General features: G+C 43.4%; 12 protein-coding genes and 1 pseudogene. 10 read left to right on the top strand and 3 right to left on the bottom strand.

Going from position 1 to position 17,247, the window contains the following annotated elements:
- The first annotated feature begins 25 nt into the window (after nt 1-25).
- The 9 genes and pseudogenes from Q4B79_RS06180 to Q4B79_RS06140 all read left to right on the top strand — a co-directional run bounded on the left by Q4B79_RS06180 (nt 26) and on the right by Q4B79_RS06140 (nt 13,756).
- Nucleotides 26-8,266 carry an Hpt domain-containing protein gene (locus tag Q4B79_RS06180; RefSeq protein ID WP_303085555.1) on the top strand — a complete coding sequence of 2,747 codons (8,241 nt, stop codon included), beginning with the start codon at nt 26-28 and terminating at the stop codon, nt 8,264-8,266.
- A 13-nt stretch (nt 8,267-8,279) separates the two neighbouring features.
- Nucleotides 8,280-9,347, top strand: a complete 1,068-nt coding sequence (locus Q4B79_RS06175; protein ID WP_303085554.1) for a chemotaxis protein CheB — start codon at nt 8,280-8,282, stop codon at nt 9,345-9,347.
- Nucleotides 9,348-9,361: 14 nt separating this feature from the next.
- Nucleotides 9,362-9,862 (top strand): hypothetical protein, encoded by a 501-nt coding sequence (locus tag Q4B79_RS06170; RefSeq protein ID WP_303085553.1) that lies wholly within the window; start codon nt 9,362-9,364, stop codon nt 9,860-9,862.
- Between the two features lie 92 nt (nt 9,863-9,954).
- Nucleotides 9,955-10,473, top strand: coding sequence for a cytochrome b (locus tag Q4B79_RS06165; RefSeq protein WP_303085552.1), 519 nt, complete (start codon nt 9,955-9,957; stop codon nt 10,471-10,473).
- 172 nt (nt 10,474-10,645) lie between these two features.
- Entirely contained in the window at nt 10,646-10,963 is a 318-nt protein-coding gene (locus Q4B79_RS06160) for a helix-turn-helix transcriptional regulator (RefSeq protein ID WP_303085551.1), read from the top strand.
- Nucleotides 10,964-11,033: 70 nt separating this feature from the next.
- Nucleotides 11,034-11,333, top strand: a complete 300-nt coding sequence (locus Q4B79_RS06155) for an LLM class flavin-dependent oxidoreductase (RefSeq protein WP_303085550.1) — start codon at nt 11,034-11,036, stop codon at nt 11,331-11,333.
- A 3-nt stretch (nt 11,334-11,336) separates the two neighbouring features.
- Nucleotides 11,337-11,564, top strand: a pseudogene (locus Q4B79_RS06150) (DMT family transporter); the annotation flags it as partial.
- A gap of 226 nt (nt 11,565-11,790) precedes the next feature.
- Nucleotides 11,791-12,903, top strand: a complete 1,113-nt coding sequence (locus Q4B79_RS06145) for a hypothetical protein (protein ID WP_303085549.1) — start codon at nt 11,791-11,793, stop codon at nt 12,901-12,903.
- A gap of 193 nt (nt 12,904-13,096) precedes the next feature.
- Nucleotides 13,097-13,756, top strand: a complete 660-nt coding sequence (locus Q4B79_RS06140; protein WP_303085548.1) for an NAD(P)H-dependent oxidoreductase — start codon at nt 13,097-13,099, stop codon at nt 13,754-13,756.
- Nucleotides 13,757-14,106: 350 nt separating this feature from the next.
- Here the strand turns inward: Q4B79_RS06140 and Q4B79_RS06135 are convergent, their stop codons facing one another.
- A complete protein-coding gene (locus Q4B79_RS06135) occupies nt 14,107-14,331 on the bottom strand; it encodes a hypothetical protein (protein WP_303085547.1) in 225 nt (74 codons plus the stop codon).
- 56 nt (nt 14,332-14,387) lie between these two features.
- On the bottom strand, nt 14,388-14,624 hold the full coding sequence (locus tag Q4B79_RS06130) for a hypothetical protein (protein ID WP_303085546.1): 237 nt from the start codon (nt 14,622-14,624) through the stop codon (nt 14,388-14,390).
- Between the two features lie 409 nt (nt 14,625-15,033).
- Between Q4B79_RS06130 and Q4B79_RS06125 the strand changes: the two genes are divergently transcribed.
- Nucleotides 15,034-16,188 carry an NADH-dependent flavin oxidoreductase gene (locus Q4B79_RS06125; protein ID WP_303085545.1) on the top strand — a complete coding sequence of 385 codons (1,155 nt, stop codon included), beginning with the start codon at nt 15,034-15,036 and terminating at the stop codon, nt 16,186-16,188.
- Between the two features lie 51 nt (nt 16,189-16,239).
- Here the strand turns inward: Q4B79_RS06125 and Q4B79_RS06120 are convergent, their stop codons facing one another.
- The gene (locus Q4B79_RS06120; RefSeq protein WP_303085544.1) at nt 16,240-17,148 is read right to left on the bottom strand and encodes a LysR family transcriptional regulator; all 909 of its coding nucleotides are present in this window, start codon (nt 17,146-17,148) and stop codon (nt 16,240-16,242) included.
- Nucleotides 17,149-17,247: the final 99 nt, after the last annotated feature.

Raw genomic sequence — 17,247 nt, 5'->3', positions numbered from 1 at the left:
CCCATATTAGATGTAGGATAAAATGATGACCACGCAGTCCAATGAATTAGTTGCATTAGAATGGCTGATTGACCCTTTAAATAAACAGCTTGACACACTGCATGGCAGTAGTGCAGATTCTGTTACTGAGCTTTTGCAACATTTTGCTCATGAATATGAATCAGTGAGTAACGTCATGGTCATGGCAAAATTGCCCGAATTTGCACGTCTTGCCAAGACCATCAGTGAGACAGCTGGTTATTTTGCTAACCTTAAAAATCCTATTGCGGTTTCTCCTAAGGTCATCTATGCCAGTCGGTTATTGCAACATGAAATTAACCGCCATGCAACCACAGGGGTCATGCGTCGAGACATTCTAAATGCGCGTATTCATTATCTAAAATTGGTGCATTCTTACATTGATAATAACAGTATTGACAGCCAAAATGTCTTGCAGTCGGCAGTCAGCGAGCTATTTAGCAGTCAAATTAGCCTGAATACTTCTGTGGTCAAGCCTCTTGATGATCATAGTTATCAGGAGATTAATCAGGCATGGCGAGCGTTGTCCAAGCAAATCATTGAAGAGGATATTAACAGCGAGCAACTACTCAAACTGCGTAATCTTAGTACGCATCTTGCGGGTGCATCAAATGATGCCATGCTACAAAAATTGTGGCTGTTTGCGGTAATCTGGCTAGAAAACTTGGTCAACAACAATGAGCCAACTCCCAATTATTATTCGCATATCTTAGGCGAGCTTGATCGTGCCATTCAGTTTCAGCAGTCCAAACTTGCCATGACCTTTGAGATTAGCGTATGGCTAGAAAGTGTGATTGTGGATATGTACATCATTCTTTCGGATTTGGCACGGGTAAGTGAGCCAGCCCAAAACCTCTTTAAACGTCTCAATGATGGTCTTGTTGATGACCAGACATTTTTCCCATATGTATTATCCACCATTGAGGGTTTGGTGTTTGCCCTAGCGGATAACAAACTTGAAATAGATGTCCTACACACCCTAAAAGAACAGCTCTCTGCACGAGGTTGGTCGTTTTATGCTCGTTATGCAGAGCAAATCCTTGATGATGCTAAACTAGCAAAAAGTAGCGATGAAGCGTTTGCAAGACTGCATTGGCAAATCAATACCCAGCTTCAAGATTTATACACCGCCATCTCTGGCACAGCCGAGACCATCAACGCCAAAGAAAAGCAGTATGGTGCGTTAAGTGAAGATAAAGATGTGTTGCGAGAGGTGCGAATCTTAACCGAGGAGATTAAGGATGGTTTTGCCTTATATCTACAAAATAAACAGATTGAGGATCTGCCTTCTGCCAAGCATTTTGATGAGTTAACCCAGCATTTTAATGGCATGTCATTGTTCGAGGTGTCAGAAGTTACCACCAAAATGGCAGGGGTGTTTGCTTCACTCCAAAACTATGCACCAGCTCGTGTGCGTTGGCAGTTGGCACATAAGATTGCAGAGTGTGTTTCTCTTTTTGAGGGCTTTTTGGATAATTTGGCTGGGCAGGTCTTTGACCAAGCCATCTTGACACGTGCCGAAGAGTGTATTGATGAGGCGACACGTCTGCTTAGTGAGTCTACCTCTGATGAAATGGAGCTTTCACAGATGGAAGATGAGCGTAAATCTGCTCATCGTTATATGGTGTTGTATGATGACGCTGGCGAACATGCACCTGCTTTGGAGGCAGAAGTGGAGTTGCCAGAGGCTGCTTTTGAGCCTTTGATTGATACTGGCTTAGGAGACGCTTTGCGTATTGGCGATATTCACAGCACTGATAATGTTGAGGTATTTGATGAGCAATCTTTGAATGTTCAAATGTCATCTGAGCAAGCAGAGCAAAGTGACTTGGGAATCAAGCAAGATGATGAGCTAGAATCGGTGTTTGATGAGGAGATTGATGCGGACGTTGTGCCTATCATTTCGGCTGACAAAGTAGATGGCGATACGGTCTTTCTGGAAACACAAAGCCAAAAAATCCAAAGCGATAATCAGGACGATATTTTTGATGACTTTGACATTGAGTTGGAGTTAGGTGGCCAGCCTACCAAAAATAACTCAGAGGTAGCGTCAAATGATGGGCAGGACGATCTTGATGTTTTTGATGAATTTGATTTGGATTTAAGTGGCGCTCCCAGTACCATCCATGAGCAGACATCAGATGTCCAGCAAGCCAAAAACGATGACTTGGATACGGTTTTTGATGATGTATTGGCATTTGATGAAGCCAAGGAGCAAGACAACGCATCATTGGAGCAAATGCAGACCGACCAAGAATTTGAGGGTGTGGATGCTAAGGCCACTAACGATGACGATGTCGTTACCGTTGATTTCGATGATGGAGTATTTGATTCTTTTGAGATTCCTGATGTTGATAGACAAGTCTTTGATGATGAGATTGAGATTGAGTATGAAGAAGAAAAATCACAAGAGGCGACATCATCTAACAGCGAGACCGATGATGAATTTACGGTGGTTTTTGATGATTTTGAAGATGCCAGCGTCAATGAAACAGTAATAAGCAGTCAAGACGAGGTAGAAGTATCCTTTGATGATGAACCATCGCAGGTGCTTGCACCTAAGCTAGACGGTCAGTCCAGCGAAGCTGTGGAGATTGATTTTGATGGTGTCAAGAGTGATTCTCAGGTATTGGCGTTATTTGATGAGGCTTTGGCGACAGCTGCAGATGATGAGCAAGACCCATTTGGTAATGATGGGGCTGTTGAGCTTGACTTAGGCGATGACACAGAGGATAAAAATAACCTCGTAGCCGACGAGAGTGTCATTGCAAGTGATGTGCAAGATGATGTCTTTGATAACAACGCCAAAGATGATGAGTCAGCTGCTCAAAATGAGATTGAGCTTGATGGGTTGGACGTTGCTCAAATTGATGAGGACATTGAAGATAAAGATGGGCTTTTTAAGAGCGATGTTGAGGACACTTTTGTTATCAGCGAAGATGAGAAAAGTGATTTAGATATATCTGTAAATGATGATACGCTCATCGGCGAAGACGACAGCACTGATGATAATGTCTTAATCGGCGAGGATGAGGAGGCTGACAGCCAAGCAGAAAGCGACTCCGACGATGAGGTGGCAGATGAAGTTTGGGACAGCGAATCTGTCTTAGATGAGACTGATTTGTCAGGGTTAAGTGAAGTGTATCTGGCGGCTAAGGCAAGCCTAAAAGATGATGATTTTAGCCATGATGAGGAGTTTCGTGAAATTTTCATTGAAGAGGCTGATGAAGTCTTGGAGGAAATGCACACTCATCTTCCACAATGGCAAAGCAATCCTCAAAACCTAAAACCACTCAAAGAAATTCGTCGTAATTGGCACACCCTAAAAGGCTCAGGGCGTATGGTGGGAGCATTCCAAGTGGGCGAAACCGCTTGGGCGATTGAAAACATGCTAAACCGTGTGCTTGATGAGACGATACCTGTGAGTGCCGATGTGGTGGATATCGTGAATGATACCGCCCAGATAATTCCTGTGATGGTGCAAGATTTTGCTAATGGTCAGCCCCCAAGTGTTGATAATGCATTGGTGGTTATGCGTGCTAGCAATATTTTGGCGGGTAGACCGATGGATGAGGGGGCGCCTACTTCCAATAATGATGTGATGGTAGACGAGCAGGCTGATGATGAAGTTGTAACACCCAAAGATGCTTTGCTTGATGACACGTCCATCGGCACAAATGACGCTGACGATAGCGAAAATATCCTCATCAGCGAAGATGATGACAATGTCTTAATCGGTGAGGACGAGGAAGTTGACAGCCAAGTCCAAACCGAGCCGAATTTGCATGCTACCGATGACGAAGTGGTTGAGCAGGATTCGGCAGTGGTATTGGAACAAGGCATGCCTGCGGTGCTATTGCCCTTTATTGAAACTGCCAATGCCACAACACATGAATCTATGGAGGTGGATGAAGAGATTCGCGAGATTTATATTGAGGAGGCAGGCGAGGTTCTAGAGAACATCACACCTTTATTTGAAAAATACCAAACCAACCCTGATAAGGGTGTACTGACCGATGTGCGTCGTGGTTTTCACACCCTAAAAGGCTCAGGGCGTATGGTGGGAGCGTATGAATTAGGGGAGCTTGCTTGGTCCATTGAAAACATGCTAAACCGCGTGCTTGATGATACTGTGCCGATGGACGATGGCATGCAAGCATTGATTGGCGATGTGCTTGTTGAATTCCCGTCTTTGGTGGCGATATTTGAAGCCAAATCTGATGACTATCCTGCCAAGCTAAAACTATGGGAGGCGGTGGCTCACGCATACAGCAAGGGTCATGGCAAGGAGTTTGATTATCGTACATTAGTTGCCACCGAGCAGATGACCCAAGAGGTTGAGGATGCAGACGATGATGTCGTGTCAGAAATTTCTTCTGCTGATGAAGTAGCAATAGAGGAAACGCTTGATGAAGTGGCGGATACTCAGCTTGCCGATGTGCTTAATTTAAGCAAGCAGGTTGAAGAGCTGATGTCTGATGGTACGCCAAACAGTCCTGTTGATGATGAAGAAGACATGTTGTGTCAGGTCTTTATCAGCGAGGCAAAAGAGCTGTTGGCAAATGTGAGTGCCTATCTTGATGAACATGATGGTAAGAGCGAAGTTCCTGTGGACAACAGCGTGGTACGAGCATTTCATACCTTGCGTGGTGCTTCGGGACTTGCACCTTTGGTGTCTGTTGGCGAAGTGGGGGCTATTATCGAGCAGGGTCTACAAAACCTGCAACACCACGATGCTCCTATGAGCGATAACCATGTTCAGGCACTAAGAAATGCAGTGGCGGTCATCCATGGTCATCTAGATAATTATACTGGCATTCACAAAGATGAGACTCATCAACAAACACTACATGAGGACAAACAAGAAATCCAGCAACTCATGCTCGATGGGGCGGATATTTATCATGTTGAGCAGTTGATTGATGGCATTGATGATTTGTTAGATGCCGAGCTTGAACTTGAAGACATCAGCTCGCAAGATGAAACAGTCATTGCAAATTACGCCAAAACTCAGCTTGGTCAAATTGAACTTTTATCGTCTCGTACGCACGATCTGCCAAAATTCCAAAGTCTGCTTGCTTCCCTAAAACCGGCCTATGAGCTGATGGCAGAGCATACCGAGCAGGCCCAAGATGATAAGTTTATTGATTCGCTCTTGATGGTGCATCATGAGCTGATTGGGTTGTTTGATGCGGTGGCAGGTAGCATGACTTTGGAGGTGGATAAGCACACACTAAACACCCTAAACGCCATCACGCTTGAACGTGAAAACTACTACCAAGAGCTAGGTGCTAGTCTAAAAGAACAAAAATCAGATAAAGTTGATACTGCACCAACGACATTACCCACCAAAGATATTCGTTCGTTACGCCTTGAAACGATTAATACCGATGATGAGCTTTTGGATATTTTCTTGGACGAGGCGTTGGAGCTTGATGCGGAAGTTACTAATGTCTTTGGGCAGTGGAGAGAGGACAAAGAAAACCTTGAACATCTAAAAGTTTTACAACGCCACCTGCACACCATCAAGGGAGGGGCAAGGCTCGCTGGTATTAGTAGTATCGGCGATTTGACGCATGAGGCTGAGAGTGTCTATGAGCGTTTTACCAATCAGCAAATGACTGTTACCGATGCGTGGGTGCGTACCATGCAACGTGTGCAAGACGTGTTGTCTTTACAGCTTGATTCGGTCAAAAATACCAAGCAATCATTCTTTGCTGATGAAACCATCGCTGATTTGCAGTCCTATCTGCATGCTGGTACCATTCCAGAGGGGGCATCGATTGCTGTGCCAATGCTTGATGGGGGTGCAGACAAGCCAGCAGAGGTGGCAGAGCCTATCGTCGAAGAGAGTATCGATGAGGAGGCACGTTACCAGAGCTTTATTAGCGATTCGTGGCAAGGCAATCCTCCTGATAAAGACATTCTTGGAGTGTTCTTAGAAGAGGCCAAAGAGCTGGCGGAGAGTAGTAGTGAGGACTTCTCGGCGTTCCGTAATAATACCTCAGACATTGCCAGCTTGCAGTCATTGCAACGCAAGCTACACACCATTAAGGGTGGTGCCAGAATGGTTTCTGCCAATGGCGTGGCTGACCTTGCTCATGAGATGGAGACGGTTTATGAGGACTTGGGTAACCGTCGTTTGCCTGCAACACGTATGGTGGCAAACCTACTCTTTGCATGTCATGACTGGATTAGTTCAGCGGTTGGGCTGCTAGAAAATAACTACAACCCACCACGCCCAACACCGCTTATTGAGGCACTACATCGCTTCATCAGAAATCCTGATAGTCTAAACGAAGTACCAACCGTTTCGCTTGAAAAAGAAATTGACTTCATCAATGAATATCAAGCCTTCTTATTGTCCTCAAAAGGAACTCGTGATATCAGTCGCATGCCACCGATGAGAGGTGTGTTTGCTGAACATGTTGAGAACAGTAGCAGTAACGAGATGATTCGTATCTCAGCACCGCTACTAGAACGCATGATTAACTTGTCAGGGGAAGCGGCGATTAACCGTGCCCGTATTGACATGAATTTGGCGAGCATTACAGGTAGCATTGAGGAGATGGGTGTTACGGTTCAGCGTTTGTTTGACCAGCTTCGCCGTATGGACATCGAGCTAGAAGAACAAATTTTGGCTCAGATTGACGATGCCACCCTAGATGAGGGCTTCGACCCCCTAGAAATGGACCAATACTCATCGCTTAATCAGCTGTCAAAATCATTGTCAGAATCAGCATCGGACTTGCTTGACATTAAGGCAACCATGCTAGAAAAAACACGTGATGGCGAAAATTTATTGCTTCAATTATCACGTACGCAGACTGACCTACAAGACAGTCTCATGAATTCTCGTATGGTACCATTCTCACGTCTGACCCCACGACTACAACGTATCGTGCGTCAAACCGCCAGCGAACTTGGTAAAAACGTGGATTTGACCGTCATTAATGCTGATGACGAAATGGACAGAAGTATCCTAGACCGCATTACCTCACCGCTAGAACACATGCTTCGTAATGCGGTGGACCATGGGGTTGAGATGCCTGCCAGACGTAGTGAGCTAGGTAAGCCACTCATGGGTCATATCACGCTTGAAGTGTTGCGTGAGGGTGGCGAGATGGTGATTCTCTTGTCCGATGATGGTGCAGGGGTAAACGTTGAGGCGGTGCGTAATAAAGCCATCAGTCAAGGACTGATTAGCCCTGATGAGAAGCTCTCTGACAGCGACATCATGCAGTACATCTTTAACGCAGGCTTGTCGACCACCAGTAAAGTTACTCAAATCTCAGGGCGTGGCGTGGGTATGGACGTGGTGCGTACCGAAATTCGTCAGCTTGGTGGCTCGGTATCAGTTGAGTCGGAGTATGGTAAGGGTTCTCGCTTCATTATCCGTGTGCCACTGACGGTTGCGATGTCGGATGCTCTTATTGTGCGTGTGGCTGACCGTCAGTATGCCGTTCCGCTTGTGCAGATTGAGCGTGTGGTACAGATGAATGCCAGCGAGCTTCTCGCTTATCATCAGTCAGGCGATAGCACCATGAAGATTGATGGTAAAAATTATCGTCTGCGTTATTTAAATGAAATTTTGACAGGGCATTATTTTAATGAAATCGTCTCAGGTCTAACCCTGCCTGTGATTATCATCAAAACCCAAACAGGTCAGCCACTGGCCTTGCAGGTCGATGAGATTGTTGGTTCTCGTATTGAGATTGTGGTTAAGCCATTGGGTCGCCAACTATCTAATTTGTCGGGCATTTCGGCGGCGACCATCATGGGCGATGGTTCGGTTATGCTTATTCTTGACCTCTTGGCTCTCATGCGTACCGCTCAGACCAAACGTGAAGTTAAAGAAGTTAAAGCGATTAGCCAGCGTCGCCTTATCATGGTGGTGGACGACTCTGTTACGGTGCGTAAAGTTACCTCTCGCTTCTTGGAGCGTCAGGGCTTTGAGGTTATCGTTGCCAAAGATGGTGTAGATGCCATCGAGATTCTCCAAGATGCGATGCCTGACCTGATGTTACTTGACATCGAAATGCCTCGCATGGACGGCTTTGAGGTGGCAACACAGGTGCGACACAGTCCACGTCTGAGTCATTTACCCATCATCATGATTACCTCACGAACTGGCGAAAAACACAGAGAGCGTGCTTTGGAGATTGGGGTAAACGACTATATGGGCAAACCTTTCCAAGAGGCGGATTTGTTGGAGCGTATCGGCAAGCTTATCGGTGTACAAGCCTAAGTTAGAATGAATCATGAACCCAAACAACAACAGTCAGATGAGCGTGGTACAGCAGTATTGGCATGATAGGTTTTATGCCAATAAAGAGTCTCATGCTGACTTGACTCCCAAAAGCGAGGAGATAAACCCAAAACACATCAAAGTCATTGTGGTTAGTGATAGTCGTACTCAGCGTTTGGCGTTTGATGATGGGCTTAGGGACTTTGGCTTTGATGTGATTGGCTGTTTTAGTACCCAGCAGCTTGATTTGATGGTAAAGTCCAAACTGCCAAAAGGCATGGTATGGCTTGTGGATTCTCCTTTGTCGGAGGGTTTGCAGGTTATCATTGATAGCCATCAGCCACGCCTTGTCTTGGTGGGTTTTCGTGAAGCACCAAACCCTCAGCATGATGAATTTTATCAAAAATGGCAGCGTTCATTACTTCGTCGCCTAAATGATTCTTTGGGTCTTAAATTTTCCAACAAAAAACGCACGCAGTCCCCATCAACCCCATGGCGGTATGTGTTATTTTTGGGGGCGTCGATGGGGGGACCTGATGCCGTCAAAGAGTTTTTGGATAACATCTCGCCGACATTGCCTATCGCTATTTTAATTGCTCATCATTTTGATAAAGACATGATTCATGGTCTGCCTAAGATTTTGACACGCAATAACCAGTGGCGATGCCGGGTCGTTACCGCCAGTCAAAGTTTGCAGTCTGGGCTGTGCTTGGTCGCTCCCATTGAGCATCAAATCGTCTGCGATAGTGAGGGTAGGGTGATTTTGCTTGACAAAAAATGGGAGGGCGAATATCAGCCAAGCATCAATCAATTATTTAAAAATGTCAGCGATGTTTATGGTGGGGAGTTGATTGGGATTATATTTTCTGGCATGGGCGAAGATGGTTCGGCACATCTTGACCAAATCGTTCACAACAAAAGCCATCTGTGGGCCCAAAGCCCTGAGAGTAGTGGTTGCCCTAGTCAGCCTAAGGCTGTGATTGATTCGGGGCTCTGTCAGTTTATTGGCTCGCCATCAGAGCTTGCAGGGCGGATTACTCACATGTTGCGTGGTTTTGGGTATCGCCAATTATCCTTTTAAAGTGGGAATTATTCATGAATAAAATACAAAAACATCAGTTTGAGCCAGTAAGCTTGCTTACCGTTGAACACGGTACGTTGGAGGTTACCGCCATTCCTGCCATCGGTCAGCCTGATTGGCTTGTGCCAACAGCACTGATTATGAGTGTTGAGGAGTATCAGGAGCGTATTTGGACGTACCTGTGGCGAGGGCAAGAAGTGGCGGTGTATCATCTTATCCCCAAAGACATTGAGGCGGATAAACTCATTGTCTTGGAGGGTAATACCGATGTGCATAGATTGGCGTTGCAGACAGTAGGCGAGCTAACTACGAAACGTGTGCGAATTTCTGATGTTAAGGATACGATACTGCAAGAAGAGGAACTTGCTAGTATTCGCTTGTCAGTAAGCGCCCTGCCAAACGCCAAAGAGAACCCAGAAAACTATCTTTATCAAGCGGTAACACTTGATGGCGAGACCTATGTTGTACCTGATTTGGACTTGATTGTGCATCACTTGGTGGATTTGGACAGTTAATTTTACTAATTTTCACAAATTTACCGCTGTTTTTAACGACAAACTTCGTTATCATTAACGAAGTTTAATTTTATCAATATTTTGGAGTTTTTATGACAACGCCAGTCGCCAGCCCCAGTTCGGGCAAATACACGCTCGCTACTCGCATTTTTCATTGGGTGGGGGCGTTGCTCATCGCAGGAGCGTGGGTCGCTATTGAGCAAGGTGATGATTACATCAGTTTGCATAAATCAATTGGGGCGAGTTTTTTGATTTGGACGTTGCTACGAATCATCAACCGCTTTGTTAGCAAAGCACCGCCACACCCACCCATGCCAAAATGGCAAACGGGCGTGGCACATCTGACGCATTTGGGCTTGTATCTTGCCATGCTTGCCATGCCCATCACAGGCATGCTCATGAGCATGTATGGTGGTCGTGGCGTCAGTGTGTTTGGATTGTTTAGTTTCCCCAGTGTGGTCGGCATTGATAGAGAGATGGCCAAGCTGATGAATGGCATTCATACGGGGGCAATGTTTTATGTGCTGATTTTCCTTGTGGTGGCTCATGTGGGTGGGGCGTTGTACCATCAGTTTGTGATGAAGGATAATCTCATCAGTAGAATGAAGTGATGAACAGTGTGTCACAAAACTCATTTTGCGGTGTTATTCGTTGATGATCGCAAGGTTAAGATTGGATATTTTTCTTGCCCCTTGCTGGTGTGGGCGATGATTGATGATGAAAAATGGGAGTTTTGATTGGTGAAAATTGACATTTCTAAAAATATAGATATAATAACGTGCTATGCAGACTTTAATTGATACCTTTAAAGCCTTAGGCAACGAACACCGCCTACAAATGCTGATTTGGCTACACTGCCCCACCCAGCATTTCCCTGATTTTTCGCCCGAATGCACCACAATGCAAAACGGTGGTTGGATTTGTGTGGGTAAAATTGCTGAAAAAGCAGGACTGGCTCAGTCAGTCGTTTCAGGCTATTTAAACACTTTAAAATCAGTCGGTTTGGTGGAAAGCCAGCGAGTGGGCAAATGGACTTATTACCGCTTTGCCCCCAATGCCAAAGCCGATTTGATGGCAAAATTAGACCAAACTTTCCCCTAATGCCGTTTTTAATGGCATTTTTTACCCATTATCAAATCTAATTTTTTAGATATTAGTAAAAGTGAAATTTATGAAAACCCCCAAACTCTCCGCCCTAAACCTTGCTCCAATGCGACAAGGACAAACCGCCAAAGATGCCATCGACGCAATGGTGCGTTTGGCTCAGCATTTAGAAAGCCTTGATTTTACACGGTTTTGGATTGCCGAACACCACAATATGCCCCATTTGGCAAGTTCCGCCACGCAAATTCTCATCGCCCACACGCTGTCGCAAACGCAAAAAATCCGTGTCGGTAGTGGCGGCGTGATGCTCCCCAATCACAGCCCTTTGCAAGTGGCGGAGCAGTACGGCACATTGGAGACTTTGTAGATGGGCGTGCCATACATCATCATTATGGTGCTGGCGGTGCAAAAGATTGGCACGGCAACGGCAACCATTGCGGTGATTTTTGGGCAACTTTTGATGGGAATGCTGATTGACAGTTTTGGTTGGTTTGGCAATGCTCAAATTGAATTTTCCTATTATCGCTTGGGAGCGGTGGTTTGTCTGGGCGTGGCTTTGTATTTTATTTATCAAAGTAGTAAACCGAAACAGGCATAGGGAAATAAAAACACCGCTTTGTGATTGGAGCGGTGTTTTTTTCTTGACAGCGCTACCAAAATAAACTATGATATGCCAACAGGGGTCGCCCTTACTTTGGCATATGAGTAGAAACCGACATTTTATCCCTAAAAAATCACTTCAACTTTAAGTTGTATTTTTCCATTTTTATTGACTAACAAATTTACCATTAGTCATATGCTATTTATAAAATTTGTTTGTCAAAATGAAAATTGGAGTTAATATGACTTTATCTCAAATTTGTTTTGATGTTCATACTGAACTAAAAACCTTTATTCCCAATATTAAACGCTCACAAGTTTATGAATTGCTATCTGCAAGGTTAGGTTATTATACCTACAAACACTTTTGCCAAGATGCGGTTTTATTGTTTGACTTAGATGAACAAAACCATAAAGCAAATAATAACGATTTGCTCAATAAACGCATTAAAGATTTTGACTTTAATATTAGCAAAGAACAATTAAATAAAATTATGGCGTTCATTGACATTCGGTTAGAGCAGACACAAATTTATGCCCCTACTGTTAAGGATTTTAGCCATCAATTATTAAAATCTATAAATTATCGGCAAGGTTTTGATATTTTGGTTAAAAATGACCTTTATCAAGAGTTAGATAAGGCGTGTTTTTGCGAAAAACCCAATTTTAATGCCATTATTTTGCATTTATTTCTTTTATCAAGAATTATCCCTGAGTGGGACGAGAAACAAAAGACAGAGCAAAGAAAGCATAAGGTTATTGAGCAAGCAATCAATATTTTTGGCAAAAAAGCAATATTGCCTTATTTGATTGCCTTTCATCTAACTAAAAATGATGACATTGATTTTATTAAAGCGTTTTATAGCCAAGAAACTTTAAGAGAGGTAATTGAGCAATGTGTTTTAAATCAAGACACAAAAAAGGCACACGCTTGGTATAATTTAGCATTGAGATTTGGTTATAATAATATTTTAGATGGCAAACAATTTCGCATATATACCGAAGAGACAACTTATCAAAATCGTGGGCTATATAGTTTTTATGATGACGGTGAGTGGTTTAATTATTATGAAGATGAAGGTTATGACCCTATTGATTTACCAAAATTAGATAAAACTTTATCTCAACAAGCCAATCAGCTAGCCGATGAATTTTATCAAATTTATCAAGATACCCAAAAAGTCATTGAATTTACTATAAATTCTTTTCCCTTAAAGGGATTTCAAGATGAACCGATGGATTATTATTGGTACAACCCGTACGAAGATGATTGGGATTTTGATGATGAAGACTTTTCAGAAGAATATTATGATGATTTTTGGGAAGACGAAGAGTAATTAAGGCAATAAAAAACACCATTTTATGAGTTAAGATGGTGTTTTTTATTTTAAAAATAAAGTTTCAGGCTGCCTGAAAAATTACTTATCACTTCAAATAATATCTACCTATCAAAACTATCAATTATACATAATAACCCAAATCTTTTATAATACGCTCCAATTTTCAAAATCCTTAATTTTGGAGCGATTTATGACCATTTTTAGCAAAGACGACCTGATTAGTGCCTTTCATCGCCGTGCATCCACCCGTTCGTATGACGGCAATAAGAAAATCCCTGCTGATGATTTTAATGCCATTTTGGAACTTGGGCGTTTGTCGCCAAGCTCGGTGGGTTCTGAGCCTTGGCAATTTTTGGTTTTACAAAATGCTGACTTACGCCAAAAATTAAAGCCTGTTTGCTGGGGCATTCCTACTATGGAAACCGCCAGCCACATTGTCGCCATTCTTGCCAAGAAAAACGCCCGTTATGACACGCCCTATTTTGGCGAAATTATGGACAGACGGGGCTTAACTGGCGAGGCTCGTGAAAAAGCGTTGGCGGTGTACAAAAAATTCCAAACAGAAGACATTGCCATTTTGGAGACTGACCGCAGTCTATACGACTGGGCGAGCAAACAAACCTACATCGCCCTTGCCAATATGATGACGGGGGCGGCAATGCTTGGCATTGACAGCTGTCCGATTGAAGGCTTTGATTATAAAGAAGTGAACCGCATTTTGGCAGAAGAAGGTTTATTTGACCCTGCCGAATGGGGCGTATCGGTAATGGTAACTTTTGGTTATCGTGATAAAGAAATCCGCCAAAAAGCCCGTAAAACTTTTGATGAAGTGGTGAAATTCATCGAGTAATTTTGATTTAAGCACACCGCTCTTTCAAATTGGGGCGGTGTTTTTTTGGAATTTTTTTAATCATGAAAATCAAATTTTTAACTGCTATTTTAGCCAGTTGCCTGACAATGACCACTTGGGGAGGGTTGGTGGGAAGCGAAAAATTTAAGACGTGAGTAAACCAAGCCCATTTTTCAAAAAAATATACAGAAAAATGGGTATCATGGTTTGAATTTTATTCATCATTAAGTGAACACAATGGTTTGTAAGCTCATAAAAAAACCTGCATAATTTTGTAAAAAAACCTGCATGACCTAAAAAGCAAATCATGTAATTTTGTGCATAATATGCACGTTTTTTTATAACACAAACTACACCCCAAACTCTCCTCGCTCCCCCTTTGGGGCTTGACCTGTGACGTGATGAGTTCGATGGTCATAATAGACCATATCGCCCACCTCTGCCTGACCATTTAGCACGACAAACACCCCACCGAGTGTCTGTCCCACCACCACACCAGACCCCTTTTGCCCTGTGATTTGTGCCACGCCTTTGGGGGTGGCAAAGAGCTTGTTAAACGTTTGATATAAATTCATGTTTTTTCTTTGAATGATTGACTTTTTAGAGTATTAATGTATGATATAATAGGATATTATTTTCCCATATATCTATCCAATCCCACTACCTGCCACACCGTTGGCACGCCGGTTATCAGTCCTTGCCATGTGTGCTGATAAGGATTGCCAATAAGATATGGCGTATTGACATAAGTCTCCACACCATCAGCGACATAGACAAAATGACGCACCGCCATGTCATATCCACTTGCCACGCCCCACACATCGCCCCTTGATGGGCTTTTAAACGGTTTTAAATGTCGTTTAAACACCCATCAAAAACCAATCATTTATGCACATTTTTTCATCATTTTCCTATCACTTTTCATCAATTTTTATCATTTTGTTTTGTGCATATTCTTGACCGCCCACCTGCCCACAGCTTAGGTGTATCAATGGCTTGGGCTTCATCTGGCTTCTGGTCTAGTCTATGCAGGTTTAATCAGTCCCCCACAGGTTTTGATTTATGGCGATTAAAATCATTTGTTTTAAAATAATAACGGTGCAAATATCACAAAACTATATCCCAATATAGCTTTATAGTAAAGGTTGGATTTGTGGGGAAATATTAAGAGTGCACCGATTATTGATTGTGTTATTTATAAAAAATGATACAATTATTTTTTACATTAAATTTAAAAAAACATCATATTTTTATTTACTTGTTTAAAAGGTAATCTTATGACCGATTTATTTACCCCATTTACGCTAAACAATGGCATAGAAATCAAAAACCGCCTTGTGGTCGCTCCGATGACCCATTTTGGCTCCAACCCTGACGGCACGATTTCAGACGCGGAACGCCAATTTATCGGCAACCGTGCCACAGATTTTGGCTTATTTATCACGGCAGCGACTTTGGTCAAACAAGGGGGCAAATCCTTTGCAGGCGAGCCAGAAGCCACAAGCACAGCGGTATTGGACAGCCTAGCCGAGACCGCCAAAATTATTAAAAATCAAGGGGCAAAAGCCATTTTGCAACTGCATCACGGTGGCAAAAAGTGGAATGCCGACATCAATCAAGGCTTTGACGCCATTGCTCCAAGCGATTATGTCAAGCCTGAAAATGAACAGTCCGACAACCATTCTGCCCGTGCGATGACGGGGGCGGAAGTGGACGAGATGATAGCAGCGTTTGCTCGTTCGGCAGAATTGGCGTTGCAGGCAGGTTTTGACGGGGTGGAAATTCACGGGGCGAATGGCTATTTGATTCAGCAATTTGTCTCGGGCGACAGCAACACCCGCACCGACAAATGGGGTGGCGACATTCACGCACGCACGGCATTTCCTTTGGCGGTGATTCAAGCCGTGAATGAAGTGAAAGCCAAACACAATCGCCCCGATTTTATTGTCGGCTATCGTTTTTCGCCCGAAGAACCCGAAGAAAACGGGCTGACAATGGCGGATACTTTTGTTTTGCTGGATAAATTGGTGGAACAACCCCTGCAATATTTGCACATTTCCTTGTGGGATTTTTATAACAAGGCAAGACGCGGTGCGGACACGACAAAATCTCGCATTGAGCAAATTCACGCTCGTATTGGCGGAAAATTGCCGCTCGTTGGCGTGGGCAATTTGCTTTCAGGCAGCCAAATTCGTGGGGCGTTTGATACAGGGTTTGCTGAATTTATCGCGGTGGGCAAGGCGGTGCTGATGAATCCGAATTTGGCGACTTTGCTTAAAAACAATCAAGACGAGCAAATTGCCACGCGACTTGATTTAAGTCAGCCTGAAAAATACGGCTATCCACCAATTTTATGGCACATTCAACAAAATAAACCTGCCTTTTTACCGCCTGTGGTGGGCGATGAGAATTGGCAGGCGGTTAATATTTAATTGTCAATTATCCATAAAAACACCATTTTTTATAATGGTGTTTTTTAATGTTTATTTTTCGCCAATATCTTTCATCATCTCCACCACCAAATCCCTTAACCACCGATGGGCAATATCGTGGTGCGTGCGTTCGTGCCAGCTCATTAGCATTGTAAAACCGTCTATGTCAATGGGCGGTGTTTGCAGATGAACATTGGGTAAAGTTTTAGCAAGACATTCTGGCAACACCGCCACCAAATCCGATTCTTGTAATAACGATGGTAATAATAAAATGTTATTTAAAGACACCATCACTTTTCTTTTTAATCCCAATTTTTGCAATGCCAAATCGGTTGCTCCGCTAAACTCCCCACCATTATACGAAAACATCGCAAAAGGCAATTCACAAAAAGTCTCTAAGGTTATTTTTTTATCTGCCATCGGATGCGTTTTACTCATTGCACAAATATAGCGTTCGTCATAAAGTTTTTGTTGGTACATATCGGGCGTTAAATTATTTTGACTGACAAATGCCAAATCAATTTTGTTTTGTTCAAATAAGGTTTTAACATTTTGCCCTTGTACGGGCAATAATGCCACTTGCACATTGGGGGCAAGTCGTCTTAATTTTAAAATTAAGGGGACAACAATAATCGCTTGCACATAATCGGTCGCCCCAATCCGCAGCGTCATCGTCAAATTTTCAGGCTCTAAAATGGGCGGTTGTAACATTGAATTGATATCAGTTAAGATTTGCCGTGCGATTTTGCCAAGCTCCAACGCTCTATCGGTCGGTTGCATTCCGTGCTGAACTCGGACAAATAAGGGGTCATTAAAACTTTCTCGCAAGCGATTTAAAATGCCACTCATCGCAGGCTGAGTAACGGATAATCGCTGTGCCGAACGACTGACATTGCATTCGTCCAATAATACGACAAAGGCTTTTAATAAATTTAGGTCAAGTTTACGAAGGTCGGTCATATTACACCTCTCCCCCAATTCCTTTAAATTTTTCCACAAACATTGCAATTTTCTGAAAAATACTTTGTTTGGCGGTCAAATAATTGGGATTGAGCGGAC

The sequence above is a fragment of the Moraxella sp. genome, assembly GCF_030525845.1.
Classification (GTDB): domain Bacteria; phylum Pseudomonadota; class Gammaproteobacteria; order Pseudomonadales; family Moraxellaceae; genus Moraxella.
Note: the sequence above shows the minus strand (reverse complement) of the source record. Positions and strands in the feature narration are given on the sequence as shown.